At 69.8% G+C, this 21701-nt stretch carries 14 protein-coding genes and 2 pseudogenes; 14 read left to right on the top strand and 2 right to left on the bottom strand.

Annotated features, from left to right (window positions below):
* Positions 1 to 21: 21 nt before the first annotated feature.
* From RV986_RS04780 to RV986_RS04765, 4 genes and pseudogenes are all read left to right on the top strand, one after another.
* A complete protein-coding gene (locus tag RV986_RS04780; RefSeq protein WP_475916183.1) occupies positions 22 to 615 on the top strand; it encodes a TetR/AcrR family transcriptional regulator in 594 nt (197 codons plus the stop codon).
* A 106-nt stretch (positions 616 to 721) separates the two neighbouring features.
* Positions 722 to 1459, top strand: a complete 738-nt coding sequence (locus tag RV986_RS04775) for an NADPH-dependent F420 reductase (RefSeq protein ID WP_475916182.1) — start codon at positions 722 to 724, stop codon at positions 1457 to 1459.
* A gap of 202 nt (positions 1460 to 1661) precedes the next feature.
* Positions 1662 to 1841, top strand: a pseudogene (locus RV986_RS04770) (nitroreductase family protein); the annotation flags it as partial.
* Between the two features lie 254 nt (positions 1842 to 2095).
* Positions 2096 to 2392 (top strand): nitroreductase family protein, encoded by a 297-nt coding sequence (locus RV986_RS04765; protein ID WP_260691560.1) that lies wholly within the window; start codon positions 2096 to 2098, stop codon positions 2390 to 2392.
* 570 nt (positions 2393 to 2962) lie between these two features.
* Here the strand turns inward: RV986_RS04765 and RV986_RS04760 are convergent.
* Positions 2963 to 5896, bottom strand: coding sequence for a GH32 C-terminal domain-containing protein (locus RV986_RS04760; RefSeq protein WP_475916181.1), 2934 nt, complete (start codon positions 5894 to 5896; stop codon positions 2963 to 2965).
* 264 nt (positions 5897 to 6160) lie between these two features.
* On the opposite strand from RV986_RS04760, the gene RV986_RS04755 reads away from it, so the two are divergent.
* From RV986_RS04755 to RV986_RS04735, 5 genes are all read left to right on the top strand, one after another.
* Complete coding sequence (locus RV986_RS04755; protein ID WP_475916180.1) at positions 6161 to 7195, top strand: LacI family DNA-binding transcriptional regulator; 1035 nt, start codon at positions 6161 to 6163, stop codon at positions 7193 to 7195.
* A gap of 170 nt (positions 7196 to 7365) precedes the next feature.
* Positions 7366 to 8643, top strand: coding sequence for an extracellular solute-binding protein (locus tag RV986_RS04750; protein ID WP_475916179.1), 1278 nt, complete (start codon positions 7366 to 7368; stop codon positions 8641 to 8643).
* Between the two features lie 90 nt (positions 8644 to 8733).
* Positions 8734 to 9660 carry a carbohydrate ABC transporter permease gene (locus tag RV986_RS04745; RefSeq protein ID WP_240361358.1) on the top strand — a complete coding sequence of 309 codons (927 nt, stop codon included), beginning with the start codon at positions 8734 to 8736 and terminating at the stop codon, positions 9658 to 9660.
* 1 nt (position 9661) lies between these two features.
* Positions 9662 to 10534, top strand: a complete 873-nt coding sequence (locus tag RV986_RS04740) for a carbohydrate ABC transporter permease (RefSeq protein ID WP_095851101.1) — start codon at positions 9662 to 9664, stop codon at positions 10532 to 10534.
* A gap of 47 nt (positions 10535 to 10581) precedes the next feature.
* Complete coding sequence (locus tag RV986_RS04735; protein WP_475924180.1) at positions 10582 to 12063, top strand: glycoside hydrolase family 32 protein; 1482 nt, start codon at positions 10582 to 10584, stop codon at positions 12061 to 12063.
* Between the two features lie 387 nt (positions 12064 to 12450).
* Here RV986_RS04735 and RV986_RS04730 read toward each other — a convergent pair.
* A protein-coding gene (locus RV986_RS04730) for an IS3 family transposase (RefSeq protein ID WP_475916178.1) occupies positions 12451 to 13691 on the bottom strand; the annotation gives its coding sequence in 2 pieces (ribosomal slippage) (positions 12451 to 13418 and positions 13418 to 13691; 1242 coding nt in all).
* Positions 13692 to 13933: 242 nt separating this feature from the next.
* Here RV986_RS04730 and RV986_RS04725 point away from each other — a divergent pair.
* From RV986_RS04725 to RV986_RS04705, 5 genes and pseudogenes are all read left to right on the top strand, one after another.
* Positions 13934 to 14736: pseudogene (locus tag RV986_RS04725) on the top strand (oxygenase MpaB family protein).
* A 62-nt stretch (positions 14737 to 14798) separates the two neighbouring features.
* Positions 14799 to 17090, top strand: coding sequence for a serine/threonine-protein kinase (locus RV986_RS04720; RefSeq protein WP_475916177.1), 2292 nt, complete (start codon positions 14799 to 14801; stop codon positions 17088 to 17090).
* Positions 17091 to 17230: 140 nt separating this feature from the next.
* Positions 17231 to 18796 carry a phytoene desaturase family protein gene (locus tag RV986_RS04715; RefSeq protein ID WP_475916176.1) on the top strand — a complete coding sequence of 522 codons (1566 nt, stop codon included), beginning with the start codon at positions 17231 to 17233 and terminating at the stop codon, positions 18794 to 18796.
* A 243-nt stretch (positions 18797 to 19039) separates the two neighbouring features.
* Positions 19040 to 20149, top strand: coding sequence for an NAD(P)H-dependent flavin oxidoreductase (locus tag RV986_RS04710; RefSeq protein ID WP_475916175.1), 1110 nt, complete (start codon positions 19040 to 19042; stop codon positions 20147 to 20149).
* The gene (locus RV986_RS04705) at positions 20146 to 21699 is read left to right on the top strand and encodes an acyl-CoA synthetase (RefSeq protein WP_475916174.1); all 1554 of its coding nucleotides are present in this window, start codon (positions 20146 to 20148) and stop codon (positions 21697 to 21699) included. The genes RV986_RS04710 and RV986_RS04705 overlap by 4 nt, the downstream gene beginning before the upstream one ends.
* Positions 21700 to 21701 lie beyond the last annotated feature (2 nt).

Here is a 21701-nt window from a genome sequence, read left to right as displayed (position 1 = left end):
CACGGCAGGGCAGGAGGGCGCATGAGCGCCGGTGAACAGCGAGGACGCAGGCCCCGCGCGGACGTCCAGCGCAACCGCGCTGCCCTCCTGGAGACCGCGCAGCGTCACTTCCTGCAGCACGGGGTCGGCACCTCTCTTGAGGCGGTGGCCAAGGAGGCGGGAGTCGGGCCCGCCACCCTGTACCGGCACTTCCCCACCCGTGAAGCGCTGCTGGCGGCGGTGCTGCAGACGCGCTCCCAAGAACTGGTGGCCCGCCAGGCGGACATCGATCAGCTCGGCGACCCCGCCGAGGCGCTGGAGCAGTGGCTGCGGGCGATGGAGGAGTACTTCAGCGCCTTCAGCGGGCTGCCGGACCCGCTCATGGCCGCGGCCCGGGCGCAGGAGCCGGACAACCCGCTCACGATTCCCTGCGACATCCTCATCTCCGCCACCGATCAGTACGTGCGAGCCGCGCAGCTCGCGGGTCGCGTGCGCGCGTCGGTGCGGGGGCACGACCTGTTCCTCGCAGCCTGTTCCGTTGCCTGGATCAAGGGCACTGGCACCGAGGAGGAGCCGCTCGACCGGCTCCGCACGCTCATCGCAAGCGGCTACCGCCAGAGGGACACCCAGGCGTAAACCGCCAGGCACCCCGCCCCAACTCGCGCAACGCCAGGCGGCACCACCACCCGGCCATCACATCGCGCTGCCCTCAGGAGCGGCACAACCTCCGAAGGAACAAATCATGAAAATTACTGTCATAGGAGCCGGTGTCATCGGCGGGAACCTTGCCGCCAAGCTCAGCACGGCGGGTCACGACGTCCAGGTGGCCGACGCCCGCGGCCCCGAGGCCGTCCGGGCGGAGGTGCTGGAGTCCGGGGCCCGCGCGGCGGACCTCGCCGACGCCGTCCAGGGCCGGGACGTCATCGTCCTGGCCATCCCCTTCGGGGTGGCGGGCCAGCTGGCGGACCTGTTCGCGTCGGTGCCCGACGAGACGGTGGTCATCGACACCTCGAACTACTACCCCGGCATGCTTAGCGAACCGATCGAGGCGGTGGACAACGGCCAGGTGGAGAGCGTGTACACCGCCGAACTACTCGGCCGCCCCGTGGTCAAGGCGTGGAACGCCGCGCTGGCCGAATCCCAGCGGACCAAGAGCGTCCCGGCCGGAACACCCGGCCGCCTCGCCATCCCCGTCGCCGGCGACGCCGAGGAGGCGCGGAAGGTCGCCATGAGCCTGGTGAACGACACCGGCTTCGACCCCTACGACGCCGGCACACTGGCCGACTCCTGGCGCCAGCAGCCGAACAGCCCTGCCTACTGCACCGAACTGACCCTCGACGAGCTGCCGGCGGCTCTGGCCGCGGCCGACCGCGTGAAGGACGCGCGCGTCCGCGACAGCCTCCCGGAACGCTTCGCCGCCCTCGGTGCCAATCCCACCGTCGACGACGTCGTCGAGATGAACCGCGCCGCCCACCGCTGAGACGCCCGACGCGGCTCTCGCGCACGCAACGGGCACGAGAGCGGCAGCGCTGGCACGCCACGAACGAAGACGAACACGAAGAGCGCACAGTCCCCCGCGCTGCGACCCGCAGTCTCGGCACGCCGCTGCCTGCGAGCATCCGCATGCCTGCCGGCACCCGCAGGGTGCGTCCGCAGCCGCGGCGGCCTCCGCGCAGCGCAGCATGGCAGATGACTGCGCGCCACGGAGAGGAACCGCCTTGCCCGGCACCGCATCACCCTTCACCGACATCGCACCCTCCCGACGCTCCCCCCGGCAGTTCCTGCCCACCCACCTGTCCCCTGCGGACATCCGCGGCGTGCTGGAAGACGCACAGACTGCCCCCTCGAACAGCAACACCCAGCCGTGGACGGTGCACGTCGTCTCGGGTGCGGCGCGGGACGCCCTGACAAAAGAGCTGCTCCTGGCCGAGGAGGAGGGACGGACCTCCCCGGATTTCACCGATGGCTACGGCGAGGGCCTCTACCTCGAGCGGTCGCAGGCCCTGGGCGCGAGTGACTACCAGGCCCGGGGCGTCGAGCGCTCGGACCGGGCAGGAGGGCGGCGGTCCGCGAGAACCTGGAGTTCTACGGCGCTCCCCATGCCGCGTTCCTGTTCATGCCGGCGCTCGGCGACGGGGTACGGACGGCCGGCGACATCGGCATGTATGCGCAGAACTTCCTGCTCTCGCTGGCGGCCCGGGGGCTGGCCGGCATCCCGCAGACCGTACTCGGCGTCTACGCCGACACCGTCCGAGAGTTCCTGGATGTCTCCGCGGAGCTCAAGCTGCTGTTCGGCATCTCCTTCGGCATGGCTGACCCGGCGGCACCGGTGAACACGCTCCGCACGGAGCGGGTTCCGCTGCAGCGGAGCGTGGTCCTGCATGACACCCCGGGAGTCCTCGACAGGCCGTAGTGACGCGGCGGTACGCCTCGTCGTCGGTTCCGGTGGCCTTGCAGGATGGTGCCGTCCAGGGTTGTCAGGGCGACGTAGAGCTGGTCGTCGTTGCGGCCGCCGGAAACCAGAACGCTGACCATTCCCGTGCCGGTCAGGGTGAACGGCTCGGAGGTGACGGTACCCGTGGGGGCGTCGCCGCCGCCCGCGAATCCCCACAGGTGGTAGGTGCCCTGCTGGTTGAAGCAGCAGCCCCACCCCCAGCCCGGCGGGTCGGTGACGGATCCGTTGAAGGCCGTGCCTGTGGCGGTCCAACGGCTCAGGTCGCCTGTCTCGAAGCCGGGGTTGGACAGGGTGCTCTCACTCGCGCTGGCCGGCTGCGACATGAGGGGCGTTGTCAGGCCGAGACAGGCCACGAGCGCGAGCAGTATGCGTAGCAGGCTGCCCGGGGATCCTGTCCCGGGTATCGCTTGAGCGCGTTCGCATGCAGACCTCCGATGGGCGTTGAGGTTTGTTGAGCAGGCTGGTTCGCGTGGTTGAGTGCGGGCCCACGACACGGCCTCGAGAGCGTGGAACAGGGTGTGCCGGTGGTCAGGGGCGTTGGACGGGCACGTTGACGTCGTCGACGTTGATGTGGCCCCAGCCGCCCGTCGCCTTGTCGACGACCTCGACGTAGATCCGCTCACCGATGTGGGCGGACAGGTCGAAGGCGACTCGGCGGTACTGCTCGCCACCACGACCGGTGGCCTTGGCCAGCACCTTGCCGTCGTCGGCTCGGACGACGGCCGCGTAGAGCCGGTCGAGGTCGTTGCCGCCGGATACGAGCAGATCGACGACGCCGTCTCCGCCGAGGGTGACGGTGGCGGAGCGGAGGACGCCGACCGCGTCGTCGCCGCCCGCGTCCGGGTTGTAGCCCCACAGGTGGTGGCCGGTCGCGTCGTCTTCGGTCTCGGCCTGGTAGAAGGGTCCGCCCCAGCCCCAGTCAGTGCGGGTGGTCACGCTGGCGTCGCTGAAGGTGGTGCCCGAGACGACGGTCCATCCGGTGAGGTCCCCGGTGGCGAAGTCGTGGTTGGGGAGGGCGTCGACGTCCGTCGGACGCGGCGGGTCGTAGGCAGCGGGAGCGACAGACGTGTCGTAGGCGCCGTTCATGCGCCAGACGTCCAGGGAGACGACCCGGGCGGCGCTGCCCTCACTGGTCAGCCGCAAGCCGGTGGCGTCCTTTTGCGTCGGGTAGACGCGGCTGGTGAGGCTGTTGGTGCCGTTGATGTACGCCTCCAGCATGGAGCGGTCGAGCAGGACCCTCAGCGTCAGTCGGCTGCCGTCGAGTTCCACGGTCCCTCCGTGGGCACTCTTGCGTACGTCCGGGTCGAGGCTGGAGCGGCTGCGGTCGATGGAGAAGCGCCACTTGGTTGTGTCGTAGGAGAGCAGTGTCTGCTCGCTGCCGTCGTCGCTGGCCCGAACGGTCAGGGTGATGGTTGTGGCGTCGCGCGGCTCGATGACGGCTTCGATGTTCAGCAGGTCGCCGGAGACGTCGGCGAGTTGGCGGTTCGCGTCCGACACCGAGGTCTGGCGAATCTTGGCGAGTCGTCGGCCCCGCAGGGTGGCCGCTTCGCTGATCGGTTCGACGCCGAGGGTGCCGTCCTGGCGGAGCGAGACGCTGACGGGCATTCCGGCGTTGTGCGCCCAGCCGGCCTGGGCGTGCTGCTGTTCGCTGCCGCGGTCCTGGGTGATGCTGAAGAGCACGGACCGGCCGTCGGGGGTGACGAAGCCGGACGGGCCGGTGAAGTGCTCGCCGAAATCGAACTCGCGGGGCTTTTCGTGGTCGGGCACGAAGCGGCACGCGTCCTTGTCGAAGGTGCCGATCCAGTAGTACGTGTGCTTGACGGCGTTGGAGTTGAACGTCTCCCACCAGGGGCTGACCAGTAGGATGTGCTTGCTGGTGCGCTTGCCCGTGGGTCCGGGTAGCGGGAGGAGGACCGGCAGTTCCCACACCTCGCCGGGCTCGGGCACCTTGGTGAGATCGTTCCAGTGCAGGGGGCCTTGGTACGTCCAGGGGCCCTCGGGTCGGCGGGCGGTGTGGACGAGCGCGGTGCCGCCGTACTTCTTGGTGACCTGTGTGCCGTCGTAGTCGACGATTCCGCTGCCCGTCAGCTGGTACCAGACGCCGTCCTCCTCCCAGACGAACGGGTCGCGGAAGTTCTCCGCCCACGCGGTGCCGGGGCCGGCCGGGAGGGCGGCCGGGGCTTCGGTGACCGGCTCGGACTTCATGGTCCAGGTGGGCAGGTCCGTGTCGCCGTCGGTCGGGTAGGAGGACACGGCGAGCCCGGTGCGCTGGCGGTAGGGCAGCCGGTCGTCGCCGCCGGTGAAGAAGAGCACGGGGCCGCGGTCACCGTCGACGTGGGCCGAGCCCGACCAGCAGCCGTCCGGTGCGACCGAGTCCGCGGCGGGGGCGAGGGCTATGGGCTGGTCTCGCCAGTGCACCATGTCGGTGCTGACCGCGTGCCCCCAGTGGATCTGGCCCCAGTACGGGCCGAACGGATCGTGCTGGTAGAAGATGTGGTACTTGCCCTTGAAGTACACGGGCGCGTGCGGCTCGTTCATCCAGTGCCAGGGCGGCAGCATGTGGAACTGGGGGCGGTGGCGGTCGCCGTCGTAGCAGGCCCGCTGCTGGGCCAGGTCCGGCCGGGGCACGCGATGGTCGGGGAGAGCCGCGATGGTGTCGGCGTGCTCATTGTGCGCCGCCGTATCGTCCAGGGTGCCCGGGCGGATTGCGAGGCTGTCCATCAGGCCGATGTACATGTTGGCGTGGAACTCGCCGTTGAGCAGCGTGGGTGTGTTGTGCCGCCCGATGAGCAGCGGCTCGCCCGAGGCCAGTACGGGGGCCTTGTCCGGGGTGGTGGCGGTGCCGATCAGCCGGCCGTCGCGGTAGAGGCGCAGTTGCCTGGCGGCCGGGTCGTAGGTGGCCGCCACGTGTGTCCACCGGCCCTTGACGGCAGGCTGGTCCGAGGCTCCCTTGACCTCGATCAGGTCGGTTCCGAAGCCGAGTTGGAAGACGATCTGACCGAAGCGGCGCAGGCCGAGCAGGAATCCGGTCTTCGCGTCCGGGTTGTGCTGGTTGACCAGGGCCTGGGGTTTGCCGTCGATGCCTTGCTCGTAGGCGTAGGGGGCGATCCACGCTTCGAGCGTGAAGCCCCCGGCGGGGTCGAGCTTGCCGGGGCCGTCGGCGGTGACGACGGTCGAGTAGCCGTCGAAGTACAGTGCCCGGCCGCGCACTCCGCGGCGCCGTACGGGATCGCTGTCGGGCTTGTAGCGGGCGTCGTTGAAGACGTAGCCGATGGGGTCGGCGGTGCCGGAGACCGCCTCGTGGGTGACCGTGCCGGTGCGCTCGTCGAAGTCCCAGCGAGCGGAGGGGCTTTGAGGGCTGCGCCGCTCCTGGGCGGCTGCCGGTGCGGGAGCGAACGCGAGGGGAACGATGGCGCCGCCGACGGCAGCCGATACGACACTGAGGGCTGTTCTTCTCCTCATGGCTGACTCCTGAGGGTGCGCGACAGGTCTGACGCCCTGCCAAATCGGTTTAACCGGTGGCTCGGCATCGTTCGCGCGCTGCTCCTGCTAAAGCAAGAGCTAACGCATGCCGATTTACCTGGGCGTTACCTGAAGGCCGCGCAAAACGTCACATAAGGTCGGCATATCTCTACTTGATATGTCCGAGGTGTTGACACCGGGCGAAGAGCGCATCAGTCTCGTCGCAACTTGCTAATCCGATTTATCAACGGAGCTGAGCCGCTGATGCCTGAACGTCGTGTGACCATGGCCGACGTCGCCCGCAAGGCAGGCGTCTCGCCGACGACCGCGTCGTTCGCCCTGTCCGGCCGCACCGACATGCGCATCTCCGACGCCTCCCGCGCACGTGTCCTGGAGGCCGCCCGGGAGCTGGACTATCGCCCCAACGTCACCGCGCGCAGCCTGCGGACGAAGTCGACCCAGACCGTCGGGTTCGTGTCGGACCAGATCACCACGACACCGTTCGCGGGCGATGTGATCCGCGGGGCGCTGGAGGCTGCCCGGGAGCGAGACCACCTGCTGTTCATCACGGAGGCGGGCGGCGACCGCGCCGCCGAGTCGTCACTGGTCCACGCGCTGCTGGACCGCCAGGTCGACGCGGTGATCTACGCGTCCATGTTCACTCGGTATGTGACTCCGCCCAAGGAGTTGTTCGGTCGCCGGGTGGTCCTGTTGAACTGCCTGGCGCCCGGCTTCGACGCGCCGTCCGTCGTCCCGGACGAGCTCGAGGCCGGCCGGGACGCGGCCCGTGCCCTGCTCGCGGCTGGTCATACCGAGGGCATCTGGGCGATCGGCGGCCACCAGGCCATCCCGGCCACGCCCGAGGGGATCATCGCCGGCAACGAGCGCATGCGCGGCCTGGAGGAGGTCCTGCGGGCGGGCGGCGCCCGCCTGGACGGTGTCGTCGAGTGCGACTGGGACACGCGGGACGGGCACCGGGAGGTCTCCGCCCTGCTCGCGGCAGGCCACCGCCCCCGGGCGCTGGTGTGCCTGACCGACCGCGTCTCCTTCGGCGCCTACCAGGCGCTCGGCGAGGCGGGCCTGTCGGTGCCCGGCGACGCATCGGTGGTCTCCTTCGACGATCAGGACATCGCGTCCGTACTGCGCCCGGCGCTCACCACGCTGAAACTGCCGCACTACCAACTCGGCCGCCTTGCCGTGGAGTTGATCCTCGGCGAGGGACCGCTCGAAGCAGTCGTACACCGTGTGCCCATGCCGCTGCAGGAACGTGCCTCCATCGGCACCCCCGCAGCGGGCTGACATCGGGCACCCGAAAAACGGCTGTCCCGCCGCCCGGAGCGAAGATCCCCGGGTGGCGGGACAACCACCAAGAACAGCGACCGTCGCAACCGGTCGCATGGGCGGGTCCGGCAAGACCCGTCTCAGTGAGATGGAGGAACCTCGTGGTGTTCAGAACCAGGCGCCTCGCAGTGGCGAGTGTAGCCCTCGCGGCGGCGACCGCGCTGGTCGCCGGATGCGCGACCGGCAGCGGCGGCAGCGCGTCCGGAGCCAGCGGCAACACGCTGACGCTGTGGACGCACAACGCCGGCAACTCGGCGGAGCTCGACGTCGTCAAGAAGATCATCAAGGAGTTCAACGGCTCCCAGAGCAAATACAAGGTCAAGCTCCAGGCGTTCCCGCAGAGCGACTACAACAACTCCGTCGTGGCGGCCGCCTCGGCCCATAAGCTGCCCTGCCTGCTGGATGTGGACGGCCCCAACGTGCCGAACTGGGCCTGGGGCGGCTATCTGTCCCCGATCGACGTCTCCGGCAGCCAGGTGCCTCTGTCCGACCAGCTGCCCAGCACCGTCGGCCGCTACAAGAACAAGGTCTACGGGTTCGGCTTCTACGACGTCGCCCTGACCAACTTCGCCCGCAAGTCGGTACTGAACAAGTACGACATCCGCATCCCGACCACCGACAAGCCCTGGACGAAGGACGAGTTCAACTCCGCGCTGACCAAGCTGAAGAAGAGCGGAAAGTTCGCGTACCCGCTGGAGATGGGCACCGGCGGCAGCGGCGAGTGGTGGCCCTACGCATACTCCCCGCAGCTGGAGAGCTTCGGCGGCGACCTGATCGACCGCGACGGCTACAAGACCGCCTCGGGCACCCTCGACAGCAAGAACTCCCAGGAATGGGCGAGCTGGTTCCGCTCGCTTGTGACCAAGGGCTACATCGCGAAGAAGTCCGGAGCCGACCCGAACAAGGACTTCCTGGCCGGCAAGAGCGCCATCCAGTGGGACGGCAGCTGGAACGCGGCCAAGAACGCCGACAAGCTCGGCGACGACCTGGCGATCATCCCGCCGGTCGACTTCGGCAACGGACCCAAGATCGGCGGCGCCTCCTGGCAGTGGGCGATGAGTGCCAGCTGCTCCAACAAGGCCGGCGCGCAGGCGTGGCTGAAGTTCTCCCGCCAGACCAAGTACTTCGTCGACTACGCCAAGGCCACCGGCACCCTCCCCGGCACCGACGCCGCCGCGAAGCAGGTCGAGGGCTACCAGCCGGGCGGGAAGTTCAATGTGCTCGTCCAGTACGCGCGCAAGTACGCGGTGGTGCGCCCGGTCACCCCGGCCTACCCGTACATCTCCACCGAGTTCCAGAAGGCGGCCCAGGACATCCTGGCCGGCGCCGATCCCAAGAACGCTCTCGGCCAGGCCGCGAAGGACATCGACAACAACCTGAAGACGAACAACAACTACGCCGGCTGACCCGCCCGCCCCGGTCCGGTTCGGGCCCCGACCTCGCCTCGCTGCGCCGCCTGAACCGGACCGGCTCCCTCTGGAGCTACCGTGACCACCATGATCGCAGCCCTTGAACGGCTGCGTCCGGTCCGGCGAACCCGAACGACCAACGCCCGTCGCCGTGAGAGCCTCACCGCCCTCGGCATGGCCACACCGGCCGTCGTGCTGCTGATCGTCTTCCTCGTCGTACCGGTCGCCCTCGCCTTCGCCCTGGCGTTCACCGACGCGAGGCTCATCTCGCCCACCCCCGCCCGCTTCGTGGGCCTGAGGAACTTCACCCTGCTCTTCCAGGACCCGGTTTTCTACAAGTCCCTGCGCAACACGGCGTACTTCGCCGCCGTCGTCGTCCCGCTCCAGGCCGGGCTCGCCCTGGTGCTGGCGCTGCTGGTCAACGCGAAGGTGCGCGGCGTCAACTTCTTCCGCACCGTCTACTTCCTGCCGGTCGTCACCTCGATGGTCGTCGTGTCCCTCCTGTGGACCTTCCTCTACCGGCAGGACGGCCTGGTCAACCACGTGATCTCGGCGCTCACCCTGGGGCACGTGCACGGCCCGGACTGGCTGGGCGACCCGGCCACCGCCATGCCCGCCATCATCCTGATGTCGGTGTGGCAGGGCGTCGGATTCCACATGATCATCTGGCTGGCCGGCCTGCAGACCATCCCCGCCGAGCTGTACGAGGCCGCCGACCTGGACGGGGCCACCCGCTGGGACCGCTTCCGCCACGTCACATGGCCCGGGCTGCGTGCCACCCGCACCTTCGTGCTGGTCACCATCACCATCGCGGCGTTCAGCCTCTTCACCCAGATCAGGGTGATGACGCAAGGAGGCCCGCTCGACTCCACCACCACCGTCGTCTACCAGGCGGTGCACACCGGCTACGACCAGCAGCAGACCGCGTACGCTGCGGCGATCTCGCTGGTCTTCTTCGTGCTCGTGCTGAGCGTGTCCCTTGTCCAGCGATTCCTGACCCGGGAGAAGGACTGACATGACCTCCTTCCTCAAGCATCTCGGCGGTCATGCCGGCCGTGTCGTCCTGGCGCTGGTCTTTGCGCTGCCGCTCGTCTTCATGCTGGTCTCGTCCTTCAAGCCTGACGACCAGATCTTCGGCGACCTGGGCTCCCTGCGCGCTTTCCTGCCGGTCGGCGCCCTGTCACTGGACAACTACACCGCCGTGTTCCAGCGCGTCCCGGCGGCACGGTTCCTGCTGAACTCCGTGCTGATCTCGTCGATCACCGTGGTACTCGGCATCATCGTCAACAGCTTGGCCGCCTTCGCGCTGTCACGGATGCGCTGGCCCGGCAGGAAGCTCGTCCTGACCGCGATCATCGCCACCCTTATCGTGCCGTTCGAGACCTTCGCCCTGCCGCTGGTGTGGTGGGTCAACCAACTGCCGCTGCTCCGCGTCAACGGCTTCCACCTGGAGTGGACCACCGGCTGGCTGGACACCTACCAGGTGCAGATCGTGCCGTTCGTCGCCAACGCATTCTCGATCTTCTTCTTCCACCAGTACTTCCAGAGCATCCCCAAGGAACTGGACGAGGCGGCAATCGTGGACGGAGCCGGCTGGTTCACCATCTACCGCCGCATCGTCATGCCACTGTCCGGACCGGCCGTCGCCACCGTCGCCATCCTCACCTTCCTGCCCGCCTGGAACTCCTACCTGTGGCCGCTGATGGTCGTGCAGAGCGAGAATCTGCGGCCGGTGATGGTGGGCATCTCCTACTTCTTCCAGCTGAATGTGGGCTGGGGCCAGATCATGGCCTACTCCTCCATGATCACCGTGCCGATCCTGGCCCTCTTCGTGGCCTTCCAACGGTCGTTCGTCAACAGCATCGCCTCCACCGGCGTCAAGGGCTGACCACGCTCCGTCGACCTCCACACCGAAAGGACCCCTGCGTGTCCGTCATGCCCGCAGACCCCCACCTGCCCGTCGCGCACCTGCGCCCGTCCCGCAACTGGATCAACGACCCCAACGGGCTCGCCTTCCACGACGGCCACTACCACGTGTGCTTCCAGCACAACCCATACGGACCCGAGCACGCGAACATGCACTGGGGCCACTTCCGCAGCCCGGACCTGATCACCTGGGAAGAACTTCCCCTCGCTTTGACCCCCACGCCGGGCGGCGAGGACGCCGACGGCTGCTTCTCCGGCAACGCGATCTCCGACGGCGACCGCATGGTCGCCTTCTACTCCGCCTTCCGCACCGACCGCTGGGCACAGCCGGTCACCACCGCCGAGTCCCGGGACAACGGTGTCACCTGGACACCGCGCGGCAGCCTGCTCATCCCCGAACTGCCCGCGGGCGCCACCATGTACCGCGACCCTTACGTGTGGCGGGAAGCCGGCCGTTGGCGCATGCTGGTCGGCTCCGCCCAGGCGGGCGGCCGGGCGGCGGCACTGCTCTACGAGTCCAGGGACCTGGAACAGTGGAAGTACAGGGGGCTCTTCCTGGACCGGGCCCCGCAGCCGGTGGCGCCGGGCGCCGACACGGGGCTGGGCTGGGAGTGCCCCCAGTACCTGCACGCGGACGGACGCGGCGCGCTGCTCCTCGGCGCCTGGGACCCGGAGCTCGGACCGCGCCGCACCGTGGTCTACCCAGGGCGCGAACAGGCCGGTCGCTTCCTCGCCGGCGATCCCGTTCTGCTCGACCACGGGCCCGACTTCTACGCCCCGGCGCTGCTGCCCGCCCCCGACGGCCGATGGCTGCTGTGGGGCTGGTCGTGGGAGGCCCGCGACCCGAAGTGGGTACGGGAGAGCGGCTGGGCCGGGCTGCTGACAATGCCACGCGAGGTGACACTCGCCGAGGACGGCTCCGTACGACAGCGACCGGCCGCGGAACTCCTCGCGCTGCGCGACGAGCGCGCGGTGACCGCTACCGGCGAGACCGCCGGAACGGCCGTACTGGGAACGGTGGGCCCGAGCTTCGACCTGACGGCCCGTCTGGAACCCCGCAGTGCCGGGACGGCGGGCAGACTGCGGCTGGTGACCTCCGCCGACGGCACCGAGTACCTCGACATCAGGATCGACACTGCCGCCGGCGAGCTCGTCGTGGACCGCGACCACGCCTCCCTCGACCCGCGCGCACACGGCGGAACCTACCGCGTCCCCTGCCCCGAGGCGAGGGCGGTGTCCGGCGCCCCGGTCGAACTGCGCCTGGTGGTGGACCGCTCCGTCGCCGAGCTCTACCTGCCGTCGGGCCGGGCGTTGACACTGCGGTTCTACCCAACCGGCGGCGCTCCCTGGCGGATCGAGGCCCATGCCGGAGGCGAGGGCAGCCTCGGTTACACGGTCGGAGCCTGGAACCTGCGGCCGTACACCATGCGGTACACGGCCGACTCCAACGCCCAGCCCGCGCTCCCGGACGCTGGCCTCGTCCGCCCCTGATTCTGTTACCGCCTCCACGGCCCTCGGGCGCGGGCTCCCGGCATCCAGTGCACGATCACTCCGGTGCACTGGGCGCTCGGCGAGATCGGGCGCCGGGGCGATTGCAGAGGGACGTTAGCTGCGCCAGCCAGCCGGGAACCCGCGGAGTTGGCTCGCACGACTCCGCCGCTGCTGGACAGGCATGGGACCTACTGTAACCGGCTGCTGTAGGCCGACCGGAAGTAGACGCTTGGGCGTCAGTGACTGGTGACGACCTTGCCGAAGTGACCGCCTTGCTCCATGTAGGACGCTGCGGTGGGGGTTTCCTCGTAGGGGAAGACGCGGTCGCAGCCCCGACTACATCGACATCTATGCGCGCAGTGAACCGTTCCGGGTTCGGTAGAGACTCTAGATTGTGGCTGTGACCTGCTGTTTTTGCGTGTTCTGGTAGTGGGTGGTTTCGTATTCGGCGGGTGGGACGTGGCCGATCTCACCGTGGAGTCGACGGTGGTTGTACCAATCGACGTACTCAGCGGTGGCCAACTCGACGTTGCTCAGGGCTTTCCAGGGCCGCTGCGGCTTGATGAGCTCGGTTTTGTAGAGCCCGATGGTCGATTCCATCAGGGCGTTGTCGAGGGCGTCCCCGACGGTGCCGATGGACGCGGCGATCTGTTCGGCGGCCAGGTGGGTGGCGAGCCGGAAGCTGGTGTACTGCGATCCGGCATCGGAGTGGTGGATCAACTCCCTTGCGGTGACGGGGTTTCCGGCCCGGTCACGCTGCCACAGCCCCATTTCCAGTGCGGACAGCACCAGCGGGGTCTGCTTGTTCGTCGCTGCGGACCAGCCGACGATCCGGCGGGAGAAGGTGTCGACGACGAAGGCGACGTAGACAGTGCCGGACCAGGTGGCCACGTAGGTGAAGTCCGCGACCCATACCCGGTTCGGAGCACTGGCCACGAACTGCCTGCTGAGCCGGTCCGGAGCCCGCTCGGCGTCCCTGTCCGCCACTTGGGTGGTGACGACCTTCTTGCCGCGCACCGCCCCGACCAGGCCCTCGGCCTTCATCAGCCGCTCGACGGTGCACCGGGCCACCTGATGGCCCTGGCGCTTGAGCTCGGCCCAGATCTTGCGGGCTCCGTAGACGCTGTAGTTGTCCTGGTAGATGCTGACGATCAGCGGCGCCAGTTCCGCGTCTCGCAGGGCACGGGCCGACGTGGGACGTTTCTTGTACGCGTAATAGGTGGACGGGTGGATGCTGCAGTCGTGCTCGGTGAGCGTCCTGCAGATCGGCTCGACTCCGCCGAAGCGGTCCCGGTGCTCGTCGATGAACGCTACGAGCGTGTGTGTGGCCGGTCGAGCTCGGCCGCGAAGAAACTCGCTGCGGCCTTCAGGATCTCGTTCGCCCGCTTCAGCTCGGCGACCTCTTTCTTGAGCGCTTTGAGCTGGGCGGATTCCTCGGTCGTGGTCCCGGTCCGGGCACCGGCGTCGACCTCGGCCTGACGCACCCAGTTCCGCAGGGACTCCGGCCCGATGTCGAGCTTCGCTCCGATCGACCGGATCGCCGCGGACTCCGTCTTGTACTGATCACGCGTATCCAGGACCAGACGCACGGCCCGCTCCTTGAGCTCCTTCGGGTATTGCTTCGCCATAACGGACTCGATCCTTCCAAAAGATCGAGCCTCGATCAAACCCGGAACGGTTCAACCTGCGCTGTACGAAAGTGCCAACCATCTCTCTGATTCCGTACCTCCAGTCGCTGAACCTAGTTGGCATCGGTGCAGGTCACGAATGTTGCCTGGTGCCAACTAGCAATCCTGGTCACACTGACGGAGTGGACCCTCTGCGAACAGGTGACCAGGGACTCTTCGGTCCCGCCTCCGTGACCTGGCAGATGCACGGCGACCCCATGATGTGGGTCGCCGGGATCCGCGCGCTCTACCTCCAGGCCCTGCACCCGCGCACGGTGCGGGGCGTCATGCAGAACTCGGACTTCCGGCGCGACGCCTGGGGCCGGCTGATGCGCACCGCGAACTTCGTGGGGACGACGACGTACGGCACCACCGAGGCCGCCGAGAAGGCGGGCGCCCGGGTCCGGAAGATCCACACCCTCCTCAAAGCCACCGACCCGGACACGGGTCAGCGGTACCGGATCGACGAACCCGAACTGCTGCTGTGGGTGCACTGTGCCGAGATCGACTCCTATCTGCTCTGCACGTCCTGCGCCGCTCGGGATTCCGGCTCACGGACGCACAGGCGGACCGTTACATCGGCGAACACCGGGTCGGCGCACGCCTGGTGGGCCTCGACCCCGCCGACGTACCGGGGGATCGGGCGGAGCTGGCCGCCTACTTCGAGAAGGTGCTGCCGGAGCTGGCCGCCGGGCCCGAGGCACGGGACGTGGACGACTTCCTGACGCGTCCACCGATCCACCCGCTGCTCCGCCCGGCGCGCGCCCTGCTGTGGCGGCGCGTGGCACATCTGGCGTACGCCGCTCTGCCGCCGTACGCCCATGAGCTGTACGGCAGGCCCGCGCCGGCCCCCGTGGTGGTGACCCGGCGCCTGCGTGTCATGGGCACCTTGCTGCGCTGCGTTCCCGCACGTCTTCGCTGGCAACTCCCGCCCAAACACATTCTGCGGGCCATGGCACGGCTCGGACCCGGCTCCCGCCCGGCGCCGTACAAAGTCGGCAGATAACTCGCCATACTGGACGAGCCAGGGGAGGGCGCGGCGAGCAGCGACGGGGGCGATCGCACGAGATGGCGGAAAGCAGGCTGATCCAGAGCCGGTACCGACTGCTCGATCTGATCGGGCGGGGAGGTATGGGTGAGGTGTGGCGCGCCCGCGACGAGTCGCTGGGGCGACAGGTCGCCGTGAAGTGTCTGAAGCCGCTCGGCCCGCACCACGACCAGTCCTTCACCGGTGTCCTGCGGGAGAGATTCCGGCGCGAGGCCCGGGTGGCCGCCGCGCTGCAGCACCGCGGGGTGACGGTGGTGCACGACTTCGGCGAGTCCGAGGGCCTGCTGTACCTGGTCATGGAACTGCTGGAGGGGCGCAACCTCAGCCAGCTGCTGGAGGACAACAAACAGCATCCGTTGCCGGTCGCCGTTGTCGTCGACATCGCCGACCAGGTGGCCGGCGCCCTCGCGTACACCCACCAACAGGGCATCGTGCACCGCGACTTGAAACCCGCCAACATCATGCGGCTCGGCGACGGCACGGTGAAGATCTGCGACTTCGGCATCGCGCGCCTCGGCCACGACATCGGCTTCACCGCCCGGCTGACCGGTACCGGCATCGCGATGGGCACCCCGCACTACATGTCGCCCGAGCAGATCGGAGGCTCCGAGGTCGACCGGCGCAGCGATCTGTACTCCTTCGGATGCGTGCTCTACGAAATCGCCACCGGGGCGCCGCCGTTCGACCTCGACGACGCGTGGGCGATCCTCGTCGGACACCGCGACACCCCGCCGGAACCGCCGCGCCGGCATCGCGCCGAACTCCCCGAGTACTTCGAGCGGATCATCCTGGATCTGCTGGCCAAGGAGCCGGAGCAGCGTCCGCAGGACGCGCGCGAGCTCGGCCGCCGACTCGGCGCGGGCCGCACGGCTCCGGTGTACGTGCAGACCGTGGTGTCCCCCGCGGTGGGCGGGCACGCCCCTGCGCAGGGGTGGCCGGAGCCCTCGGCACCGGCGCCCTCGCTGCAGGCACCGTCGCCCCCGCTCACAGGTGAACCCCGGCTGCCCGCCTGGACCCGGGGCATGACCACCGGCCACAAGGCGACCGGAGCCGGACTGCGCGCCACACCGCCGGACGCGGCGGCCGGCCTGACCGGCGACTGGACGGCGCGCCCGGTCATGGCGGTCCCCGAGGCGCCGGAGTACATCGAACGCCCCACCCCGTCACCGGAGTTGCTCACCACCCTGGCGGGGCGGCACAACGCGGGTCTGAGCCTCGGGCGGCTCGGCCGGTGGGCGGAGGCGGGCGAGGTGCACCGCGCGGTGACCGCCGAGCGCGAGCACGCCCTCGGACCCGACCACCCCGACACACTCGCCAGCCGCTACGAGGTCGGCTTCACCCTCAGCCGCACCGGACGCCCCGCCGAGGCGCTGCGCGAGTACGCGCAGGTCGCCCAGGGCAGGGAGCGGGTGCTGGGCCCCGACCACCCCGACACGCTGGCCGCGCGCCAGGAAATGGCCTATGTGCTGGGCCAGTTGGGCCGCCACTTCGAGGCGCACCAGGCGTATGCCGGGGTGCTCGCCGCCCGGGAGCGCGCCATGGGCCCCGACCACCCCGACACCCTGCGCTGCCGCCACAACCTCGCCTTCAATCTGAGCCGGCTGGGACGACTGGAGGACTCGTACCGGATGGCGAGCGAGGTCGCGGCCGCGCGTACCCGGGTGCTTGGCGCGACCCACCCCGACACACTCGTCACCCGGTACGAAGTCGCCTACGCGCTCGGTCAGCTGGGGCACTGGCCGGAGGCGCTGCGCACCTACCAGGAGGTGGCCGAGGCACGCGCCCAGGCCCTCGGACCCGACCACCCGGACACGCTCTCCGCCCGCTACGAGGTCGGCATCAGCCTCGGCCGGCTGGGCCGCAGCGCACAGGCCCTGGAGCTCTACCGGGACCTGATCGACGACCGCACCCGGGTGCACGGCCCCGCCCACCCCGAGACGCTGCGCGCCCGGCACGGCCTCGGTGTGAACCTCGGCCGGATGGGGCGCTGGGAGGAGGCGCTGGCCGAGTCCCGGGACGTGTGCGCGATCCGTGAGCGGGTCCTCGGCCCGGACCACCCGGACACCCTCGTCAGCCGTCGCGAGGTCGCCGTCGGCCTCGGCTGGCTGGGCCGCTGGGCGGACGCCCTCACCGAGTACCGCCGTGTCGCCGCGGCCCGCGAGCGCGTCTTCGGCGCGGACCACCCCGACGCCCTGGCCAGCCGCAACGACGAGGCCCACTGCCTGGAACAGCTCGGACGGGGCCAGGAAGCGGTGGAGCTGTACCGGAGGGTGGCGGCGTTGCAGCAACAGCGGGCGACGCAGAGGCACTGAGCTGCTGAGCCGCTGAGGTCCTGGGGTGCTGGGGCGCGGCTCGGCGGCCTGGGCGGTCAGCCGCCGCCCGACCCGTTCGGGGGACCGCTGGCTGCGCGCAGCTCTGGCCGTCCTAGATCATCGCGTGCTACGAAGAAGGCATGCCTGCACACGAGGGATACGACGCCGTGATCGTCGGCGGGGGCCACAACGGCCTCGTCGCCGCCGCCTACCTGGCCCGGGCCGGCCAGTCCGTGCTGGTGTTGGAGCGCCTGGGGAACACCGGCGGCGCCGCCGTGTCCACCCGGCCGTTCGCCGGGGTCGACGCGCGGCTGTCGCGCTACTCGTACCTGGTCAGCCTGCTGCCCCGGAAGATCGTGCGGGATCTGGGCCTCGACTTCCGGGTGCGCGGCCGCACCGTGTCCTCGTACACCCCTGTCGAACGTGACGGACGGCCCACCGGACTGCTCGTCGGCGGCGGCGAGCGTCGCACCCGCGAGGCCTTCGCGCGGCTGACCGGCTCGGAGCGCGAGTACGAGGCCTGGCAGCGCTTCTACGGCATGACCGGCCGTGTCGCCCAGCAGGTCTTCCCGACGCTCACCGAACCGCTCCCCACCCGCGAGGAACTCCGCGCCCGCGTCGACGACGAAGAAGCCTGGCGGGCGCTCTTCGAGGAGCCGGTCGGCGTCGCCGTGGAGGAGTACTTCGCCGACGACCTCGTCCGCGGTGTCGTCCTCACCGACGCCCTCATCGGGACCTTCGCGGACGCCCACGACCCCTCCCTGCGGCAGAACCGCTGCTTCCTCTACCACGTCATCGGCGGTGGCACCGGCGCCTGGGACGTGCCGGTCGGCGGCATGGGCGCCCTCACCGACGCGATCGCGTCGGCGGCGCGCACCGCGGGCGCGGCGATCGCGACCGGCCATGAGGCGGTGCGGATCGAGACCGACGGCCGGGCCGCCGAGGTCACCTACCGGACCGCGGACGGCGAGGGCGTGGTCGCGGCCCGGCACGTCCTGGTGAACGCCTCGCCGCAGGAGCTCGCGCGCCTCACCGGCGACGAGCCGCCGACCCCGGCCGAGGGCGCCCAGCTCAAGGTGAACATGCTGCTCAAGCGGCTGCCGAGGCTGCGCGACACCTCCGTCGACCCGCGCGAGGCGTTCTCCGGCACCTTCCACGTCGCCGAGGGCTACGAGCAACTGGCGACCGCCCACGCGCAGGCGGCGTCCGGCGAGCTGCCCACCGTGCCGCCCTCCGAGATCTACTGCCACTCGCTCACCGACCCGAGCATCCTCGGCCAGGACCTCGTCGACCGGGGCTATCAGACCCTCACCCTCTTCGGCCTCCACACGCCGGCCCGGCTGTTCGAGCGGGACAACGACGCCGTACGGGCGGAGCTGCTGAAGTCGACCCTGGCGCAGTTGGACGCCCACCTCGCCGAACCGCTCGCCGACTGCCTGGCCACCGACGCGGACGGCCGCCCCTGCATCGAGGCGAAGACCCCGCTCGACCTGGAGCGCGATCTGCGGCTGCCCGGCGGCAACATCTTCCACCGCGACCTCGCCTTCCCCTACGCGCAAGAGGGCACGGGCCGCTGGGGCGTCGAGACCCGGCACCCGAACGTCCTGCTGTGCGGGGCGGGCGCCGTACGCGGCGGCGGCGTGAGCGGGGTGCCCGGGCACAACGCGGCCATGGCCGTACTCCAGGAGGACCTGGGACGCTGCTAGGCCGCGCCGGGAGTCCGTCGGCGCCAACGGTCGGCGCCAACGGTCGGCGCCAACGGTCGGCGCCAACGGTCGGCGCCAACGGTTGACGTGAACCGTTGACGTGAACCGTTGACGTGAACCGTCGACGTGAACGGCCGGCACGAACGGCCGGCACGAACGGCCGGCGCGAACGGTCGACCAGAAAACTGACGGAGCATCAGAAAAGGTCTTCCCTCGTCCGGAGGACTGCGGCATCCTGCGGCCATGCAGACGGAGCTGAGCAAGGAACTGGGAGTCGAGCACGCCATTTTCGGCTTCACGCCGTTTCCCGCCGTCGCAGCGGCCATCAGCCGTGCGGGCGGTCTCGGTGTGCTCGGCGCGGTCCGCTACACCGCCCCCGACGACCTCAAGCGCGACCTCGACTGGATCGAGGCGAACATCGACGGCAGGCCGTACGGCCTGGACGTCGTGATGCCCGCCAAGAAGGTGGAAGGGGTCACGGAGGCCGATGTCGAGGCGATGATCCCCGAAGGGCACCGGCAGTACGTCAAGGACACCCTCGCCAAGTACGGTGTGCCCGAACTCGCCGAGGGAGAGGCGTCCGGGTGGCGCATCACCGGCTGGATGGAACAGGTCGCCCGCACCCAGCTCGACGTCGCCTTCGACTATCCGATCAAGCTGCTCGCCAACGCGCTGGGCTCACCGCCCGCCGACGTCGTCGAGCGCGCCCATGAACGCGGAGTGCTGGTCGCGGCCCTCGCGGGCAGCGCCCGGCACGCGCGCAAGCATGCCGAGGCGGGCATCGACATCGTCGTCGCGCAGGGGTACGAGGCGGGCGGCCACACCGGCGAGATCGCCTCGATGGTCCTCACGCCCGAAGTCGTCGACGCCGTCGACCCCTTGCCCGTACTGGCGGCGGGCGGCATCGGCAGCGGACAGCAGGTGGCCGCCGCGCTCAGCCTCGGCGCGCAGGGCGTATGGCTCGGCTCCCTGTGGCTGACCGTCCGGGAAGCGGACATGCACGCGCCCGGCGTGACCCGGAAGCTGCTCGCCGCCGGGTCCGGCGACACCGTGCGCTCGCGCGCGCTGACCGGAAAGCCGGCGCGCCAGCTGCGCACCGAGTGGACCGACGCCTGGGACGACCCGAACGGTCCCGGCACGCTCCCCATGCCGCTCCAGGGACTGCTGGTGGCCGAGGCGGTCTCCCGCATCCAGAAGTACGAGGTGGAGCCGCTGCTCGGCACCCCCGTCGGGCAGATCGTGGGCCGGATGAACAGCGAGCGCAGTGTGCAGGAAGTCTTCGACGACCTCACGCGCGGTTTCGAGCGCGCGGTCGACCGCATCAACCGGATCGCCGGAAGGAGCGCCTCGTGACGAGCACCTCGCCGAACGGCTTCTGGGCCCAGGCCGCCGCCGACCCCGGCCGGACGGTCCTCATCACCCCGGACGGGGACGAGTGGACCGCCGCCCGGCTGCACGCCGCGGCCAACCAACTCGTGCACGGGCTGCGCGCGGCAGGGCTGGAGCGCGGCGACTCCTTCGCGATCGTCCTGCCCAACAGCGTCGAGTTCTTCGTCGCCTACCTCGCCGCCACGCAGGCGGGCCTGTATCTCGTGCCGGTCAACCACCACCTGGTCGGCCCCGAGATCGCCTGGATCGTCTCGGACTCGGGGGCGAAGGTGCTCATCGCCCACGAACGGTTCGCCGACGCCGCCCGGCACGCCGCCGACGAGGCGAAACTCCCCGCGGCGCAGCGATACGCGGTCGGCACGGTGGAGGGCTTCCGGCCGTACGCCGAACTCCTCGACGGACAGCCCGAGTCGGCGCCCGACGGCCGCACCCTCGGCTGGGTCATGAACTACACCTCGGGCACCACGGGCCGCCCACGCGGCATCCGGCGCCCGCTGCCCGGCAAGCTCCCCGAGGAGACGTACCTCGGCGGCTTCCTCGCCATCTTCGGCATCAAGCCCCACGACGACAACGTCCACCTGGTGTGCTCGCCGCTCTACCACACCGCCGTACTCCAATTCGCGGGCGCCTCACTGCACATCGGCCACAGCCTGGTGCTGATGGACAAGTGGACGCCCGAGGAGATGCTCCGCGTCATCGACGCCCACGCCTGCACGCACACCCATATGGTCCCGACGCAGTTCCACCGACTGCTGGCGCTGCCCGGCGAAGTGAAGGAACGCTACGACGTCTCGTCGATGCGGCACGCCATCCACGGCGCCGCCCCGTGCCCGGACCATGTGAAACGGGCCATGATCGAGTGGTGGGGCCACAGCGTCGAGGAGTACTACGCGGCCAGCGAGGGCGGTGGCGCCTTCGCGACCACCGAGGACTGGCTCAAGAAGCCCGGCACGGTCGGCAAGGCGTGGCCCATCAGCGAACTCGCCGTCTTCGACGACGACGGCAACCGGCTGCCGCCCGGTGAACTCGGCACCGTCTACATGAAGATGAGCACCGGCGGATTCTCGTACCACAAGGACGAGAACAAGACGAAGAAGAACCGCATCGGCGACTTCTTCACCGTGGGCGACCTCGGCTGTCTGGACGAGGACGGCTATCTCTTCCTCCGCGACCGCAAGATCGACATGATCATCTCGGGCGGCGTCAACATCTACCCGGCCGAGATCGAGGCCGCGCTGCTCACCCACCCCGCCGTCGCCGACGCGGCCGCCTTCGGCATCCCGCACGACGACTGGGGCGAGGAGGTCAAGGCCGTCGTCGAGCCCGCCCCGGGCCATGAGCCCGGCCCGGCGCTCGCCGCCGACATCCTCGGCCACTGCGAGCGGCAGCTCGCCGGATACAAGCGCCCCAAGACCGTCGACTTCATCGAGTCGATGCCGCGCGACCCGAACGGGAAGCTGTACAAGCGGCGGCTGCGGGATCCGTACTGGGAGGGCCGTACGCGAGCGGTGTGATC

This window comes from Streptomyces sp. RLA012, from assembly GCF_056270325.1.
Note: the sequence above shows the minus strand (reverse complement) of the source record. Positions and strands in the feature narration are given on the sequence as shown.